Below are 18,107 nucleotides of genomic sequence, written 5' to 3'. Positions count from 1 at the left end.
GTTTTACTTAAATTACTTTATCCACTAAGTTCTCAATAGTAATTAACAAAGATTTTAACAAACAAAAAAGGAGTGACGATAGTCACTCCTTCACTTCTTACTTATCTTCTTTATCTTCATCGTCTTTCTTCATGTTGATGTTTACTTTCACATCATCTGAAGATGTTGGACGTTCTGGCAATCTGCCGTAATCACATAAATGATTGATTTGCTCTGCATCTAACGTTTCTACTTCAAGTAACGTTTGTGCGATAATATCTAGTTTATCACGGTTTTCAGTAAGAATTTGTTTTGCACGAGCATAACATTCTTTCATAATTGATTGCATTTCCATATCGATTTCATGTGCAATCGCATCACTATAGTTTTGTTCTGAGTGGAAGTCTCTTCCTAAGAACACTTGACCACCTTGCGAGCTACCAAATTGCATCGGTCCAAGTTTGTCACTCATACCAAATTCCGTAACCATACGTCTTGCAATACCAGTCGCACGTTGGAAGTCATTATGAGCACCTGTACTCACTTCACCAAATACAATCTCCTCAGCTACTCGGCCACCAAGTAAACCAGTGATTTTATCAAGTAACTCTGGTTTCGTCATGAAGTAACGATCTTCTTTCGGAAGCATTACCGCATATCCACCAGCCTGACCACGAGGGACAATTGTTACTTTATGAACGACATCTGCTTCATCAAGAACAACACCAATTACAGTATGACCTGCTTCATGGAAAGCAACGATATTACGTTCTTTTTCAGAGATAACACGACTTTTCTTAGCTGGACCTGCAATAACACGATCCGTCGCTTCATCGATATCACTCATATCAATTTTCTTCTTATCTTGACGTGCAGCTACTAAAGCAGCTTCGTTTAATAAGTTTTCAAGATCCGCACCAGAGAATCCTGGTGTACGAGTCGCAATTGCTCTTAAATTAATATGCTCATCAAGTGGTTTATTACGTGCATGTACTTTCAGTACAGCTTCACGGCCATTTACATCTGGACGATCTACTGTAATTTGACGGTCAAAACGACCTGGACGTAATAACGCTGGGTCAAGAATGTCTGGACGGTTTGTCGCAGCAACGATAATAATACCTTCGTTTGCACCGAATCCATCCATTTCAACAAGTAATTGGTTCAATGTTTGCTCACGCTCATCATGACCACCACCAAGACCTGCGCCACGTTGACGACCTACTGCATCAATTTCATCAATGAAAATGATACAAGGAGCATTTTTCTTTGCATTTTCAAATAAATCACGTACACGTGATGCACCGACACCGACAAACATCTCTACGAAGTCAGAACCACTGATAGAGAAGAATGGAACGCCAGCCTCACCTGCAACAGCACGTGCTAATAAAGTTTTACCTGTACCTGGAGGTCCAACTAATAGGACACCCTTTGGAATACGAGCACCAACTTCAGAGAACTTACGAGGGTCTTTCAAGAATTCAACTACCTCAACAAGTTCTTGTTTCTCTTCATCCGCACCAGCAACATCTCTGAAACGAACTTTTTTCTTTTCATCATTATATAACTTCGCCTTACTTTTCCCGAAGTTCATAACACGGCTACCGCCGCCTTGAGCTTGGTTTAATAAGAAGAAGAATAAAATGAAGATGATGACAAATGGAATGATTGAAGTAAAGAATGTTACCCAAGCACTTGTTTCTTCTGCTGGTTGATACTTAACTTCGGCACCTTTCGCTTTATCATTAATTTTCTTTTGTAATTCCTCAGTATTTGGTGCATAAGTAACAAATTGTTCTCCTTGGCTAGAGTTATTAAATTGTCCTTTTACCTCAAATACACCATTTTTCGGTTGAAGTTGCACATTACGCACTTCACCGCTTTCTAGTTTAGTAATGAATTTGTCGTAGCTAACTGATGTCGTTTTTTGTGTCGAACCATTAAAATAGCTCACGATTCCAATTACTACTAAGAATATCAGTAAATAAAAGATGGTATTACGGAAGATACGATTCATTCCTAACCTCCTCTCACGGCATAAACACTATAGTAAATCGTAACATAGAAAAACTTTCCTATACAATTGTGAAGCCTATATTTAATTAATTTGAGTAAACGCTTGGTTTTAATACGCCTACATAAGGAAGATTACGGTATTGCTCTTTATAATCTAATCCATATCCTACTACAAATTCATGTGGAACAGTAAATCCAACATAATCCGCTTTCAGATCAACCTTACGGCCTGTTGGCTTATCTAATAATGTAACAATTTTTACAGACTTCGCTTTACGATATTTGAATAAGTCTACTAAGTAGCTTAGTGTAAGACCACTATCAATAATATCTTCGACGATTAAAATATCGCGACCTTCTACAGAAGTATCAAGATCTTTTAAAATTTTCACTTCGCCTGTTGAAACTGTAGAGTGACCGTAACTAGATACAGCCATAAAATCCATTTCAAGATATGTATCTGTTCTCTTTAATAAATCTGCCATGAATGGCATTGCGCCTTTTAATACACCAATTGCAAGAGGTACTGTGTTTTTATAATCCTCTGCAATAATTGCACCTAGTTCGCGCACCTTTTCTTGTATTTGCTCTTCAGAAATTAATACTTTTTCGATATCTTGATTCATCATTTCATTATCCTCCCGGAAGACTCCTTGCTTTTGTAGTGAATAATCATATATTTATCCTTCTTTGCCATCTCTTTCGAAATTGCAAATGCAGATCGTTTCAACAAGGGTACCCAAATAATAGTCCCACTTGCATCACAAACGACCGGCCATTCTTCTCTTTTTTCTTTCGGTACTTTCGCTTCGATAAAAATAGCTTTTATCTTTTTCGTGCCATTCATACCTTGTATTGACATGCGATCTCCATTTTCTCTAGAACGAATACGAAGTGGATATGATATATCATTATACTTAGCAACAAATACTGTTTCATTCATGTTACTTGGTATATCTTCGCTCACCTCTGTTACAAATTCATCCCCGTTCAATAGCGTAATGGTCCCGGGTACTAATAAATCTTGTGAAAAAGGAGAGACAATTTCTTGTTTAAATCTAAAGCTACACTCCTCGTATGAACGAACAATTTTCAAATCACCCGGAAAATCAAGTGAACCTGAAGGTTGTGTCCGCTTAAAAAACTCAATCAACTTGTCAATATGTATAGAAGAAAGAGAAGATGGAATCTTATATTCATAAAGATAGTTTAATATTAGTTGAATCCCTCTTCTTTGTAAAGGCATAGACATGGATTCAAAGGCAGGAATTGATAAGCTAATTTGTTTATCACTTTTTTTTGTAATTACTTTATTCATTTTCTCAAAAGCTAATTCCTGCAAATAAGCCTCATCCTCTTGCATCTGCACGCTAAATTTTTGGAATTTCTCATGCATTTGTGGATTTTCTTCTTTCAAATGAGGAAGGACATATTTACGTAATCGATTCCTTGTATATACTTCCTTTTTATTACTCGGATCTATACGTGGCATTAAATTTAGCTTATTACAGTAATCAACAATTTCTTCCTTCGTTACGCCAAGTAACGGCCTAATTAAATATCCATTATGAAAAGGACGCTTCACTGCAATTCCTGCATATCCTTTCGGAGTACTCCCTCTTACAAGACGCATTAAAATTGTCTCGACTTGATCATCTCCATGATGTCCAAGAGCAACATATCTTGCATCATATTTCTTCATTATTCTTTCCAAAAATGCATATCTGCATTCTCTCGCAGCAACCTGTGCATTCATTCCGTATTGCTGTTGATATTGTGATACATTAATCCTTATCGTTTCACAAATAATTCCCAGTTCTTCACAAAGGCCCTGCACAAACTGTAAATCCTCATAAGATTCATCACCTCTAAACATATGATCCACATGAGCAACTACAATTTCCAACTGTTTTTCCGCTCTTTTTTCTAATAAATAATATAAAAGCGCTAACGAGTCAGGACCACCAGAAACTCCCACAACAATTGTTGAATCATTCTTTAATACATCATGCTGCTTTACAAAGTCATCTACTTTTTCAACAAATGTATCTTTCAACTTCGCAATCACCTTTCATTAAACAAGAACAGCAACCTTAGTCACCTTGTCTACAATGGTACAACTTTTACAAACATTGTGCAAAAAAAAGATATACAAAAATTACATTTTTATCTTACATCCTCCGTGTATATTCACAAAATTAATAACATTACCTTTTCCCACAAAAAAACCTAGGTATTCACCTAGGTTTTTAAAATCAAATTATAGATAAACATTCCACTTACATTTTACTGCGCTTGCATTCCTACAATCGGAATCGTAGCCCACTTCGGCATATTTTTCTTCACTTTTGCCACTACAATAGTCATATCATCATTTATATAACCATCACAAGAGCGAATCACTTCTTCCATAATGATATCAGCAATTTCTTGCGGGTCTTCGGTTTGCAATTCTTTAATTTTTCGTTTCATCCACAATTCATGATTCTCCACATGCTGTGCTCCTTCAAAAATCCCATCACTCATCATAATAAGAATATCGCCCGTTTTTAATTGTTCACCCACCACATCAACTTCAACATCTTCGATGATTCCCATCGGCAAATTACTTGCTTCAATTTTCAAAATATTATTTGCGCGTTTAACAAAACTCGGCGTTGATCCAATCTTTAAAAACCTTGCACTCGCATCCCGCAAATCTACCATAGCTAAATCTAATGTCGTAAACATTTCTTCTGTCGTTCTCAAAGAAAGAATTGAATTGATAGACTTAATTGCTATTTCTTCATCAATGCCTGATTGGAGTATTTTTTGTAATAATTTCACCGTTTCCTTACTTTCCATATGAGCTCTTTGCCCATTACCCATACCATCACTAATCGCAAGTGCATATTTACCAACACTTAAATCCATCATCGCATAAGAGTCACCCGAAACAAATCCACCGCCTTTTGCAGCTGTAGCCAATCCTGTATCAAGAGAATACGTCTTCGCCGAACCAAATGATATTAAACTATGGCCATTTGGATAAGAAGACTTTTCTTCATGTTTAACGACAATATTTTCTTTAAGGATATCTGAAAGCATCGGTGCAACTAACTTTTCACACTCACCATGTTCATTAGATGCAACTGGAATTAACATTTCAATATCAATACTTCCTCTATCTAAACAATAAATATCAACATGCTCTACTTCGACACCAAAATCTCGGAACGCTTGCATAATCTGTTCTTCCTGCACTTGATGATTTTCACGCTCTCGTTGTATCTCCTTAGCAAAATCCTCCATAACCTTTGATACACCTAATAGTTGCTCCGCTACTATTCTACGATTTTCCTTCATTTGTTTTCGTAATTTTTGTCCCTCATAGAAGTGATCTAATTCACCGGCTACTAAATCCGTCACTTTTTTCCCTCTCACACAATGCTTGTCCCACTCACGAACTAATTTACGATTATGTTGCAGGGTTCCTTCTTCCGTTTCATTCATTATTTGTTTCATATAATCGTACGTTTTATCAAAATTCACTACCCAGCATTGATCCTTTTTAAAGCATGTTTGACATGTTTTCGCAGTAATTGTACTCAAAAACAAATCTGCTTCTGTCTCTTTATCTTCTTCCTCTACATACCCATATACAGAAAAGCTATTAGATAAAGCAGCAAATACATTTGCAAATTGGTTGATTTTATTTGCTGTAACATCACGCATCCTTCTTAAATATTGTTGTTGATCTTGCGAATGCTCTTGTGTACCTGGCATAAATTTAGCAATACGATCCAAAACAAGCTTCGGTGTTAATAAGAAGACAACAATCGCTACACCTGACTCAATTAAAGTTGTTACAATATTTGTCTGTTTGTCTACATATAATGTAATTAAGCTTGTCCCAATTAATAAACCTAAACTAACACCTAAACGCTTTCCTTCTTTTAACAATCCACCAAGCAATCCAGAAAAAGCAAGAAGGCTAAGCTGAGACAAGCTAGACACATTTGCTAAACTTAATATTAGTCCTGTTACAACCCCCACTGTAGACCCTGTGGCAGCACCCGCAATAAATGCAAATACTAGCACTAAATACCTTGTAAAAATATGTTGAATAGAAGCATCATATACAAACCAATCTGTTGTACCCGTTAAAACAGATGCTAGTAATATAATCAAACAAACAATTTCTTCCGTCTCTAATGCCTGTTGTTTTCCTTTCCTTTCCACTAAAAGTGGGACACTTTGTAAAAATATCATAGTTAATACAAAACTAAGCCCAGCCTCAATGGTACTAACGAGTAAATCGTACATGGTGACAGTTTGTTGTGCAAAATATACAACAACTAAGTGTGCGGTTAATGCGGAGATAAATACTTGAAATGGAACAAGTCCAACAGTTTTACGTGTAAATCGACTAAAGAAGATATTATAAATGAAGAAGGTAAAGATAGATGCAAAGGTAAAAAACAAATTATCTATCGATACTGAAAGAGCTCCTCCCATTAGAGCTAAAAATGCTAGCGGCATCTTATCCCGCTTCATAACATAAACAGCAGCAAAAAATGGCAGTGCAAACGGTAAAATATTTGTTAATATATATGCTCGTCCCAAAAGAAAACCAATAACAACAATAATAAATCCCCATCTAAAGAAAACTTGCTCAAATTTCATTCGCAACTTACTCGTCCACTTTATTCCATCAAGCTGACTCTCATTCATTGCCAATGCACTTGTATTCATAGTATTCCTTCCTGCTTTAGGCATATTTTTAACACCACCTGCATAGTTTAATTACTGTCATTATAAAAGATGATTGTTGGTTTTTTTGTCAAAACAACAGTTTTCACTTTTATAATCGTTCGACTTTTTATTCGAAATAACTCTACAGATATACAGGGTATGTAAGTTATTTTCGAGATTTTAATTAAACATTCAGAAAATATAGGGTGATTTTGTAGAAGTGTTGTATATCTTAATTTATTTAACAAAAAAAGATCATGCAAATTTGCATGATCTTTTTAGATGACCCGTACGGGATTCGAACCCGTGTTACCGCCGTGAAAGGGCGGTGTCTTAACCACTTGACCAACGGGCCGTTAAATTAAATATAGCGGCGGAGGGGATCGAACCCCCGACCTCACGGGTATGAACCGTACGCTCTAGCCAGCTGAGCTACACCGCCATGTCGTCTTATTTAACGGACAATTAGTATCTTACATCAGATACTAATTAAAGTCAACACATCTCAAAAACTTTTTTGAAAATATTTTTTACATATAAAAAAGCACCCTGAGACATTACTCTGGGTACCTCTCTATATGTTAAAAACTAAACGTCCTTATTATCCGCGACGCGCGCCACGGCCACCACGTTTAGACTCTGTGTTACGCTTTAAAGAAGTTAAACGATCTTCGCTATCTTTTAAGAAGCGTGCCATCTTTTGCTCAAATGTTTCTTTCGGAGCTCGGTCGTTACCGCCACCGCGATTATCTCTGTTGAAAGAGCGATTATTACGTTGTGGACGTCCAGAACGTTGTTGATCACCACCGCGTTGGTATTCACCACGTGGACGATCTCCTTCTGTTTTTTCACGTTCTTTCGCTTTTTTGATAGATAAACCAATCTTTCCATCTTTTTCAACATTAATAACTTTTACTTCTACTTGGTCGCCCACTTTTAAGTGATCGTTAATATCTTTTACATAGTTATCAGCAACTTCACTAATATGAACAAGACCCGTTAAGCCCTCTGGCAGCTCCACAAAAGCCCCAAAATTTGTAATACCTGTTACTTTACCCTGTAACTTGCTGCCTACCTCGATTGACATAAAAAAAATGCTCCTCCTTAGTGGTTAAAAAGTCAAATTTTACTTTATTATATATAATCCTAAAATATAGTGTCAATAAGACATACTCTACTTAGAAACAGGAAAAATTATCTCCCCTTTACCAGAGAAGAAATAATCCCTTCTAGCAATCTTTAATACGTACTCTTCATCATTTAACTTTTGAACTTCGTCTTTTAGACTTTTTTCTTTATTCGTTAATGAATCCAGTTCTTTTTTCATGTCCTTAACTTTTGCTTCTTTTGCTTTAATGGAACTGTTTTGTTGATAAAACGTTACACTAATACTCGCAATAATTGTAAAAGTAAAGACAAGAAAAACCGCTAAACGGCGATAAAGTCGCTTCCTGTTCTCATCCGTTTGTATTATATGCTCTTTAACAGGATTTGGACTCTGTTTTTCGATTGTTCTTTGTCTCAGTTCCCTCATTTCCGAGGTCCCCCTAACTTCTTTTTTATATGCTCCCATAGTTGGAAGATATGTCCCTTCAATTTTGCTATATATTGCAGGAACCCTATATGTTTCACTATAAAAAGTTTAACACGATTAGGGAGAAGTTTCCATATGAGCGAAGCAATAAATCGAACAGGCCAGAAAAAAACTTTCCATATGAAAAGTAATATCCAAATCACCATTTTCCATAACACATGTCCAATTGAAAGCAGTATACGAAATAAGAATAATATAAATGCAATAAATAGCTGCGCTATAATAATAACAGGTTTTATCATGAGTAGCTGTATAATTCGAACAAAAAAATATGTTGTTTGCATAAAAATATAGATGAGAAAATTTAACAGCTTCATGTATAGTGCCTTCAATAAGCTTTGATATGCCGCAAAACCACATAATAATGCCAAAAACACATATATACGTAGCTCAGCTTCATTTACGAGAAGCAATACATAAAAGACGAATAATGCTTGGACAATCCAAAATAATATATCATGTATAAATACAAGCCAACGTTTACGTTCTTGGCGCTTTAAAAAACGTTGATATGTATCTAAAGACGCTCCAATCCAAGCACCCATTCCAATCATTGAAAGCATTGTATACAACTGAATTGTTAAGCTCATTTAAACAACTTACTAAAGAAACCTTTAGTTTTTTCCCCTTGATTTTCATCAATATACAGCATCTCATTAACTTTCCCTTTAATCGACACAATACCTTTTTCCACATCTAAATTTTTCATTTGTAAATTTTGACCACGAATCGTTAAAAAACCCATTACGGTCTCTAGTAAAAACTCTTCGCTATCAAAACTCTCTACCTGCTTCACACCGGTAATATCAATTATACGCCTGCCACGCATAATAATGTCATGCTCTACAGAAACATTTTGTTGATTAGAAGACGTAGGTGAGTAACCATTATTCACGTAAATCCCCCCATAGGTTTTTACTAGCTAATAGTAATGTATGAGGGGATACATGATTTTAGAACAAGCCTTCTTCCGCTTTTACTTTTTCTTCACGAACTAAGCTATACATATTTGCTGCATCTTCTTTTTTAGTTGTTTCTTTTAATTCATTTATTTTCACAGTCACTATTTTTTGACCAAAACGAATTGTTAATTCATCAGCTACTTTCACATCAGAACTCGCTTTTGCCACTTGACCATTAATAGATATTCTTCCTTGATCAGCTACTTCTTTCGCTAATGTTCTTCTTTTAATTAAACGTGATACTTTTAAAAACTTATCTAGACGCATATCAAATCCCCCTATTAACGCTCTGTTTGTTTCGCTTCTTCCCATAAAACATCTAACTGTTCTAATGATAAATCTTTCATCTCTTTATTCATTTCAGCTACTTTTGCCTCCATGTATAAAAAACGACCAGTAAATTTCTCATTAGTTGAACGTAACGCCTCTTCTGGATCTATTTTGTAATGACGAGCTATATTAACAAATGCAAATAGTAAATCACCAAACTCACCCAGCATCTTTTCCTCATCCATATTTGTAACCTCTTGTTGGAACTCTTGCCATTCTTCCAAAGCTTTCTCTATCATCGGTTGCACATCAACCCAATCAAATCCAACCTTACCAGCTTTCTTCTGAATTTCATAGGCGCGTAGTAACTGCGGCAAACTTTTTGGAACGCCATTTAAAACAGATTCTTTCACGAATCCTTTTTCTTGTTTTTTAATTTCTTCCCAATTTGCAATCACTTCATCAGCGCTGTTTACATCCGTATTTCCAAACACATGCGGATGGCGACGAACCATTTTCTCAGATAGAGTTCGAATGATATCATCTATAGAGAACCAACCTTCATCTTCTCCGATTTGAGCATGAAGCATAACTTGTAATAATATATCACCTAATTCTTCTACTAAGTGATCATCATCCTCTTCATCGATTGCTTCCAACACTTCATAAGCTTCCTCAATTAAATATTTCTTTAATGATTGATGTGTTTGCTTTTTATCCCACGGACAACCATTTGGACCACGAAGTTCCGCAATAATTTCTCTAAGAACATCAAACTGTTGATACAAGGACGCACGCTCCTGAACTGGCGGCACGTACACACTCGTTAAATTATTCAATTCCGTTTCATGATCTAACATGTACAACGGTACCTTCTTTACTTGTTCAAATGAAGTTCCTGCAGCTGTTACGATATACACTTCATAATCATCTGGTAACATCTCCATTAATGTTAATTTCACATCAGATGCAACGAATGCATCATATACTTGGCAAAAGATTAAATGTTGACGCAGTTCTAATTGCCCTCTTTCAAATGATGTAGCATCAAGTAATTGGAATCCTTCAATCGGATCAATCTTTAGACTTGCAAACATAGGATCAAGGAAACTTTGTCCACCCTCAATTCGCACTTCAACATTTGAAACTTCTCCTTTTTCTAACAGTAGCTGAACTGTTCTTTCTGCTACAAGTGGATGCCCGGGAACAGCATAGATAATTTCTGTACCTTCAGCTTGTTCTAGCAATTTATTCGCAATTGTTTCATATACAATTTCAAACGTATCATGCGCTTCATATACAGCATCAAAAGACGTATATTGTACGCCTTCTTTCTCCAATTCTTCTATAACTGGATGTTCCTTCGTTCTAACAAACAGATGGTCTGCTTCTTTTATTTTTCGATATACACCCATCGTTAGCTGATCTAATTCACCAGCTCCTAAACCTAAAATAGTAATGATTCCACTCACAACCAGTCACCTCTATCCACTCTTCTTCAATGAACCTTCTTTTTTCTCTTGTTTCATAACGGTTCCTAATTCTTTTTTTGTAAATACACGTAATTTCAAAATAAAAAACATATATGTCAATCCGCCGATGGCTACACCTAACAACGCTTCAAGCGTCGCGCTTCCTCTATGTTCCGTATTAATTACTAATCCAGACATCTGTAACACACGTGTGAACATCATTAATATAAACCCCATACAGATACCACTAATTACTATCCCTAACATATTTCGCTTATTGATAAGTGACCCTGATACAGCTCTCGTAAGCAACAAACTATTTAATCCAGAGATTATAATTAACGCACATAAAGTCGCAAAAGCTGCACCTTTCACACCAAAATAAGGCATGAATATATAATTTAACGCTAACTTTAAGCAACCTCCAAATACAACAAATAACGCTGGCTTAAACGTTTGCCCTAATCCTTGTAAAATAGAAGCTGTCGTAATTGACAATGAACTAAATAAAATAGATAACGATAAAATAGATAAAACATCTGATCCATCACTGTTTTCAAACAACATAATATTGGTAGGTTGAATAATACAAGTTAGTCCAATAGCTGCTGCAAGTCCAATAACAAATGTTATTTTCATTGCTAACTTTACCTTTTCTTGAATAAAGGAAAGATCTCCTCTTTCCTTCGCCGCTGTAATAATCGGAATAAGTGACAACGAGAAAGAAGTCGTCACAACAGCACCTAATTGCATTAGCGGAATACTTCTATCATAAACACCCTTTAATACCTTTGCATTTTCAACCTGTTCTCCCGCACCAATAAGTAAGCTGTAAAAGGACACTGAATCAGCCATCTGTATAAAAATAAGCACTAAATTACTAACACAAATCGCTAACCCCTGCCAAAAAAGGATTTTAACTATCTTCCTTTTACCCTTAATTCTCGCTGCACTTTTGAAGAATATAGAACGAAAATCTTGACGCATATACAATATAAGTACAATAATCCCAATAAGTCCACCCGCAATTGAGCCTAACATAGCCCCTGCACCAACTGTATATAAATCAAATCCGTGAGCAATTAGGAATAGCGATAAAAATACAATAATAGAAACTCGAATTGTTTGTTCTATTACTTGCGAAACAGCCGTTGGCATCATATTATTGAATCCTTGAAAATACCCTCTTGCTACAGACAAAAATGGCATCAATAAGAATGAAAATGAAATAACACGTAGTAACTTATCTAAGTGTATATCGCCCATAGCTACCGCAATTGTTTCGGCCCCAAAAAACAGTGTAAAGAAGCCTATAAAACCAATCCCTAATAAGAACCAAAAAGATACACAAATAATTTCTTCTGCTTCTTTTTGTTTTCCCCGCTCTAGTCGTTCTGCAACCATTTTCGAAATGATAACAGGAAATCCATAAGTAGCTAAAATTAAACAAAATCCATAAAACGGGTAAATTTGTTGGTAAATATAAAACCCAATATCCCCCGCTATATTTTGATATGGAATACGGTAAAAAGCGCTTAATACTTTTGTAACGAAACTTGCAATCGTTAATATAATAGCCCCACGCCAAAAGGCTTGATACTTCTTCGCTTCCATACAAGAAAACTCCTTTTTCTATTCTCACCTCTCGTATTATATCATAAAGAAAAGAACAAACTCCCTTACCAACACGGGTAATAATGAGTTCCTAAATGTTAAAAATATTCAACGAAAAAAGGTAGCAAAGTGCTACCTTCATTCAATATACATATATCTCCAAATAATTGATTTCTCAAAAAGAAAGATCATAATTAGGAAAGATTGCTACTTCTAAAATCAATATACCCTTACTGTTCCATTTGTTTCGCTAAGAAACTGGCAGCAGTATTAACCGCTTTATGCTCGATCTCGCTTATAATGGCTTCTTTTGAAAAAATAATGACGGCTCCAATCGGATCTCCGTTTGCAACAATCGGTCCAACTGTATAAGAATGAACCTTTTCTGTTACACCATCAATAATGGAAATATCACTTTCATCCGTCATAATAACAGACTTTCGTTCTTCCATCGTTTTTTCAATTAGATCGCCAACACTTTTATTTAAGTATTCTTTTTTCGATACGCCTGATACTGCGATGATAGAATCTCGATCACACACAAGCACATTATGTCCTAAGCTGTCATATAAAGCGTCAGCATATTCTTTTGCAAAATCACCTAGCTCACTAATTGGAGAATATTTCTTTAAAATTACCTCTCCATCGCGATCAACAAATATTTCTAGTGGGTCTCCTTCTCGAATACGTAAAGTTCTACGAATTTCCTTCGGGATTACTACCCTGCCTAAATCATCAATTCGACGTACGATTCCAGTTGCTTTCATTCTAATGCTGCCTCACTTTCTACTGATGATCAAAGTGGTGAATTTACCTGTTCATGTAAAAATCACCAACTGTTAGACATAGTATTTTACACATTAGTTCTTCTATGCACGTCGAATTGTATTTTTTTATCTTATTTTAGGCATTTATTACTTCTTTTTTTACATCTGGTAAGCCTTTTAATAAATTTTCAGCAATTGTTAACCACTTCGATGTCTCTAAGCCATTTGTTTTCATAACAATTTTCAATTGTGATCCTTCCATTCCTAAACCGATCATACGTCCAAAACTATTTCCGAGCATGAATAATTTTCCACCATCAATATTTTGACTTGCTTGTTCAGAAAACAGGAATGTTACTTCAAATTTATTCTGCTTAATTAATTCAATTTGTTCTTTCATTGCCAACACTTTAATATTTGCAATTTGTAATAAATAACCAACTTCTTGTGGATAATCGCCAAATCTATCGATCATTTCTTCCTGCAATTCTTCAATATCCTCAATTGCAGAAACACCTCTAAATTGTTTATACATCATAATTTTTTGCTTACTATCTGAAATATAAGCATCTGGTAAATATGCATCTACCTCTAAGTCAATTTCAACATTAACTATATTTTCAGCCCCATCTGTTCCTCTACGCTGTTCAATTGCATCTTTTAACATTTGCGAATATAGATCAAATCCGACAGAATCAATAAATCCATGCTGTTCTGCCCCTAACAAATTACCTGCTCCACGAATAGATAAATCTCTCATCGCAATTTTGAAACCAGATCCAAGTTCCGTGAACTCTTTAATTGCTTGTAGACGCTTCTCTGCAACCTCTGACAGCACTTTGTCACGTTTATATGCAAAGTATGCATACGCAACACGATTAGAACGTCCAACACGCCCACGAAGCTGATACAACTGTGATAATCCCATACGATCTGCATCAAATACAATTAACGTATTTACATTCGGAATATCTACACCCGTCTCAATAATTGTTGTACTTACAAGAACATCATGCTGTCCTTCTAAAAATGATAGCATAACAGACTCTAATTCGCTTTCGTTCATTTTCCCATGTGCGTACGTTACGCGGGCATCTGGAACTAACATCGAAATTTCATCTGCTTTTCTTTCAATATCCTCTACACGGTTATATAGGAAGTAAACTTGACCACCTCTTGCAAGCTCTCGCTCTATTGCCTCTCGCATTAACGCTGGATTATACTCGACTACATACGTTTGGACTGGGAAACGATTTTCTGGTGGTGTCTCAATAACAGATAAGTCGCGCACACCAAGCATAGACATATGAAGCGTCCGCGGAATCGGAGTTGCCGTTAATGTTAATACGTCAACATTTGCCTTCAATTGTTTAATTTTTTCTTTATGTGTTACACCAAATCTTTGTTCTTCATCAATAATAAGAAGCCCTAAATCTTTATACGTAACATCTTTAGATAAAATACGATGTGTTCCGATTACGATATCTACTGTTCCATCCTTTAAGCCCTTAATTGTTTCATTTTGTTGTTTTCTCGTACGGAATCTACTTAATAAGCCTATATTGATCGGATAATCTTGAAAACGCTCTCGAATTGTTTCATAGTGTTGCTGCGCAAGAATCGTTGTCGGTACTAAAATTGCAACTTGTTTTTCATCCATAATTGCTTTAAATGCCGCACGAATAGCCACTTCAGTCTTTCCATACCCTACGTCACCACAAAGGAGCCTATCCATCGGGCGTCCGCGTTCCATATCTTTTTTAATCTCGTCAATAGAACGTAACTGATCCTCTGTCTCTTGATATGGGAAAGAGGATTCGAACTCTTGTTGTTCTGCCGTATCTGGCGTATATGCATAGCCTTTTGAAGCTTCGCGCTCAGCATATAGTTTAATTAGGTCATCCGCAATGTCTTGTACAGATTTTTCAACTTTCGTTTTAACCTTTTTCCAATCATTACCGCCTAATTTATAAACTTTCGGATCCTTACCTTCAGATCCTACATATTTTTGGACTTGATCAATTTGTTCAATTGGAACGTATAGCTTATCATTACCTTGATATTTAATATTTAAATAATCTTTGTGAACACCATTAATCTCTAATGTCTCAATACCTAAAAATTTACCTATACCATGATTTACGTGAACTACATAATCTCCAACTTTTAATTCCGAATAACTTTTAATACGTTCAGCATTCGATAACTTTTGTTTACGTTGTGATTTTTTAACTTTCTTATGAAAAAGCTCCTTTTCAGTAATGACAACAAGCTTTTGCATCGGCATTTCAAATCCTGCATGTAAATCACCTACAGCAATTTGTAACCTTCCAGGCAATAAGATATCTGTACCTTCTACAATATCTGCCTCAATATCATAATCACTTAAAATATGTTGTAATTTTTTCACACGTTCATCATCTGTTCCAAGTACAACAGTCGTAAAATGCCCTTCATTCCATCTATCAATTTCTGTTTTTAACAAATTCATCTGTCCATGGAAATCTTGCATTGTTTTACATGTTACATTAACAATATTTTGCGGATGTGTGTGTGCGATATGACGCAAGAATAACGTTAAATATACAAAACTTCTTTTTTTATGATGAAGAAACCCCTCGAATGGGTGAGAGAAAGATAAATCTTGAATAATTGTTCCTTCACCAAGAAGTGATATATACCATTCCGCCTCTTCTGTTTCAAGATGCGATGCTGTTTCTTGAATACGGGAAATCTCGTCTAAAATTACAACACCGTCTTCTGGTAAATAATCTATCAGACTAGCAGGTTCTTTATAGAAAATAGATAAGTATTTAAACATCTGTTCTATACTTTGCCCGTTTTTCAACATCTCAATTTCATGACTTACCGTCTCAAGCACTGTAGTCTTTAGTTTATCATCAGAAAGTTTTTGCATCGTCTTAGTTAAACCTTCTTCAAGATGCTGAATTCCTGATTTTAATTCTTCCTGTGAAAATAAAAACTCTGTTGCCGGACCAAACCTAACGCTTTCTTTTTTACCTTGAGAACGCTGTTCATCCACATCAAATAATCGAATAGAATCGACTTCTGTATCAAAGAATTCAATACGAAATGGTAGTTCTTCAGTTAAAGGATAAATATCTAATATTCCCCCACGCAAACTGAACTCCCCTGGAGCTTCTACCATCGACTTACGTTCATAGCCAATATGATGTAAAGTATGCAAGAGCGCATCTAAATCAATCTCTTGCCCTAGATTGATTTCAACTTGCTTTTGCTTCCACAATTCTTTTATTGGTAAAAATCTACGCAATCCTGCCACTGGCGCTACAATGATTCCATTCTCTCCCGCAGCCAAGCGATTTAACACTTCTATACGTTGCGCCTTCAATTCTGGACTTGCAACCCCAATTTCCGATGCTATCAGTTCATTCACTGGATATAGCCACACATCTTTTTCACCAAGTAATGCCACTAAATCTTCATGTACTTTTTGTGCTTGGTATAAGTTATGTGTCACGATTAATTGTGATTTTTTTGTTTTTTTATATAAAGCCGCCATTAATAACGAACGAGAAGACGTTGCCATCCCTGATATAAGTTGTTCTTTTAACCCATCTTCTAATCCATTAATAACCGATTGTATCTCTTCATTTTTATAAAATTGCTCTAATAAACCTATCATTTTTAAAACTCCTCTCAACATAAAGAGCAAGTCATTCTATTTTATGCAAATATTTTGGAAAAGGAAAACAGAAAAATGCTTTGGACATGCCAAAGCGACAACATTTTATTGCAGAAATTTTTCATACTCATAATACTCAGGATAAGATGCGAGCGTTTCTTGACACGATTCACAAATCGTTTTTATATATATATTTCCATTCTCATGAAAATGAATCATTTCTACTACTTCTTGCTCTGTTAGTTGAAATAAAACGTCGCTATATACTTTTTCTGCGTTAATGGAGCCTACATTACCTCCGCAGTGTCTGCAATAATAATACCCTTCCATACTAGCCTCCTAAAAATTCAATTACTACTAGTATGGGTAAAACAAAAGAGAAATATTCCCAATCTCATTTTTAACTATTGAAAGTATTCATGATTTGGAGAAAAGGCTTATTTAGCCACTCTTCACATGCATCCGCTGCTTTTTCAATAGAATGGTTAACATCCGGAATCTCTTCAGATGTAAAGCGTCCTAATACATAATCGACTACCTTCATTCCATTTTTCGGGCGATCGATTCCCATACGGATACGTTGAAATTCTTGTGTTCCTAGGTGCGAAATCGTTGACTTTACACCATTATGTCCACCAGCACTACCTTTCATGCGAAGACGCAATTTACCTACAGGAATGTCCAAATCGTCGTACATAACAACGAAGTCCTCAACATCAATTTTATAATAATCCATGAGTGGACGAATACTTTCCCCAGATAAGTTCATGTATGTTAGCGGCTTTAATAAGATTACCTTTTCTCCATTAACAAACCCTGCACCAAATACACCTTTAAATTTTTGTTCATTCAAAGAAATGTTCCAACGCTTCGCAAGTTCATCAATGGCCATAAATCCAATATTATGCCTTGTTAATTCATATTCTCTACCTGGGTTCCCAAGTCCTACTATCAATTTCATTCTTGTACCACTACTTTCTTTTTTCGATACGAAAAGACGTAACCAATTTTGGTTACGTCTCATTCTAT

General features: G+C 35.7%; 15 protein-coding genes and 2 tRNA genes. All 17 read right to left on the bottom strand.

Annotated elements, in window-relative coordinates:
* Positions 1-97 precede the first annotated feature (97 nt).
* On the bottom strand, positions 98-1,999 hold the full coding sequence (gene ftsH, locus MHH55_RS28560) for an ATP-dependent zinc metalloprotease FtsH (RefSeq protein WP_001079674.1): 1,902 nt from the start codon (positions 1,997-1,999) through the stop codon (positions 98-100).
* An 85-nt stretch (positions 2,000-2,084) separates the two neighbouring features.
* Positions 2,085-2,627, bottom strand: coding sequence for a hypoxanthine phosphoribosyltransferase (gene hpt / locus MHH55_RS28555; RefSeq protein WP_000981842.1), 543 nt, complete (start codon positions 2,625-2,627; stop codon positions 2,085-2,087).
* Positions 2,624-4,054: a tRNA lysidine(34) synthetase TilS gene (gene tilS / locus MHH55_RS28550; RefSeq protein WP_000655463.1), complete on the bottom strand. Its 1,431-nt coding sequence runs from the start codon at positions 4,052-4,054 to the stop codon at positions 2,624-2,626. The genes hpt and tilS overlap by 4 nt, the downstream gene beginning before the upstream one ends.
* Positions 4,055-4,284: 230 nt before the next feature.
* Positions 4,285-6,756 (bottom strand): stage II sporulation protein E, encoded by a 2,472-nt coding sequence (gene spoIIE, locus MHH55_RS28545; protein WP_139362440.1) that lies wholly within the window; start codon positions 6,754-6,756, stop codon positions 4,285-4,287.
* Between the two features lie 259 nt (positions 6,757-7,015).
* Positions 7,016-7,087: transfer RNA gene (locus MHH55_RS28540), tRNA-Glu, on the bottom strand.
* A 13-nt stretch (positions 7,088-7,100) separates the two neighbouring features.
* Positions 7,101-7,174 (bottom strand) — tRNA-Met (locus MHH55_RS28535).
* A 159-nt stretch (positions 7,175-7,333) separates the two neighbouring features.
* A complete protein-coding gene (locus tag MHH55_RS28530) occupies positions 7,334-7,819 on the bottom strand; it encodes a S1 domain-containing RNA-binding protein (RefSeq protein WP_000021451.1) in 486 nt (161 codons plus the stop codon).
* 87 nt (positions 7,820-7,906) lie between these two features.
* Positions 7,907-8,266, bottom strand: a complete 360-nt coding sequence (gene divIC, locus MHH55_RS28525; protein ID WP_001208739.1) for a cell division protein DivIC — start codon at positions 8,264-8,266, stop codon at positions 7,907-7,909.
* Positions 8,263-8,916: a spore cortex biosynthesis protein YabQ gene (yabQ, locus tag MHH55_RS28520; protein ID WP_000059772.1), complete on the bottom strand. Its 654-nt coding sequence runs from the start codon at positions 8,914-8,916 to the stop codon at positions 8,263-8,265. The genes divIC and yabQ overlap by 4 nt, the downstream gene beginning before the upstream one ends.
* Positions 8,913-9,221: a sporulation protein YabP gene (yabP, locus tag MHH55_RS28515; RefSeq protein WP_001059104.1), complete on the bottom strand. Its 309-nt coding sequence runs from the start codon at positions 9,219-9,221 to the stop codon at positions 8,913-8,915. The genes yabQ and yabP overlap by 4 nt, the downstream gene beginning before the upstream one ends.
* 58 nt (positions 9,222-9,279) lie before the next feature.
* Complete coding sequence (locus MHH55_RS28510; protein WP_001234876.1) at positions 9,280-9,555, bottom strand: RNA-binding S4 domain-containing protein; 276 nt, start codon at positions 9,553-9,555, stop codon at positions 9,280-9,282.
* Between the two features lie 14 nt (positions 9,556-9,569).
* A complete protein-coding gene (gene mazG, locus MHH55_RS28505) occupies positions 9,570-11,030 on the bottom strand; it encodes a nucleoside triphosphate pyrophosphohydrolase (protein ID WP_000014239.1) in 1,461 nt (486 codons plus the stop codon).
* 12 nt (positions 11,031-11,042) lie between these two features.
* Positions 11,043-12,644, bottom strand: coding sequence for a putative polysaccharide biosynthesis protein (locus MHH55_RS28500; protein WP_078186631.1), 1,602 nt, complete (start codon positions 12,642-12,644; stop codon positions 11,043-11,045).
* A gap of 230 nt (positions 12,645-12,874) precedes the next feature.
* Positions 12,875-13,411, bottom strand: coding sequence for a stage V sporulation protein T (spoVT, locus tag MHH55_RS28495; protein ID WP_000648302.1), 537 nt, complete (start codon positions 13,409-13,411; stop codon positions 12,875-12,877).
* Positions 13,412-13,547: 136 nt separating this feature from the next.
* A complete protein-coding gene (gene mfd, locus MHH55_RS28490) occupies positions 13,548-17,078 on the bottom strand; it encodes a transcription-repair coupling factor (protein WP_000579688.1) in 3,531 nt (1,176 codons plus the stop codon).
* A gap of 105 nt (positions 17,079-17,183) precedes the next feature.
* Positions 17,184-17,408 (bottom strand): anti-sigma-F factor Fin family protein, encoded by a 225-nt coding sequence (locus tag MHH55_RS28485; protein ID WP_000399438.1) that lies wholly within the window; start codon positions 17,406-17,408, stop codon positions 17,184-17,186.
* Between the two features lie 70 nt (positions 17,409-17,478).
* A complete protein-coding gene (pth, locus tag MHH55_RS28480) occupies positions 17,479-18,039 on the bottom strand; it encodes an aminoacyl-tRNA hydrolase (protein WP_000767702.1) in 561 nt (186 codons plus the stop codon).
* Positions 18,040-18,107: the final 68 nt, after the last annotated feature.

This window comes from Bacillus sp. FSL K6-2944 (assembly GCF_038005385.1).
GTDB classification, from domain to species: Bacteria; Bacillota; Bacilli; order Bacillales; family Bacillaceae_G; genus Bacillus_A; species Bacillus_A cereus.
This window is presented reverse-complemented; position numbering and strand designations above follow the sequence as displayed.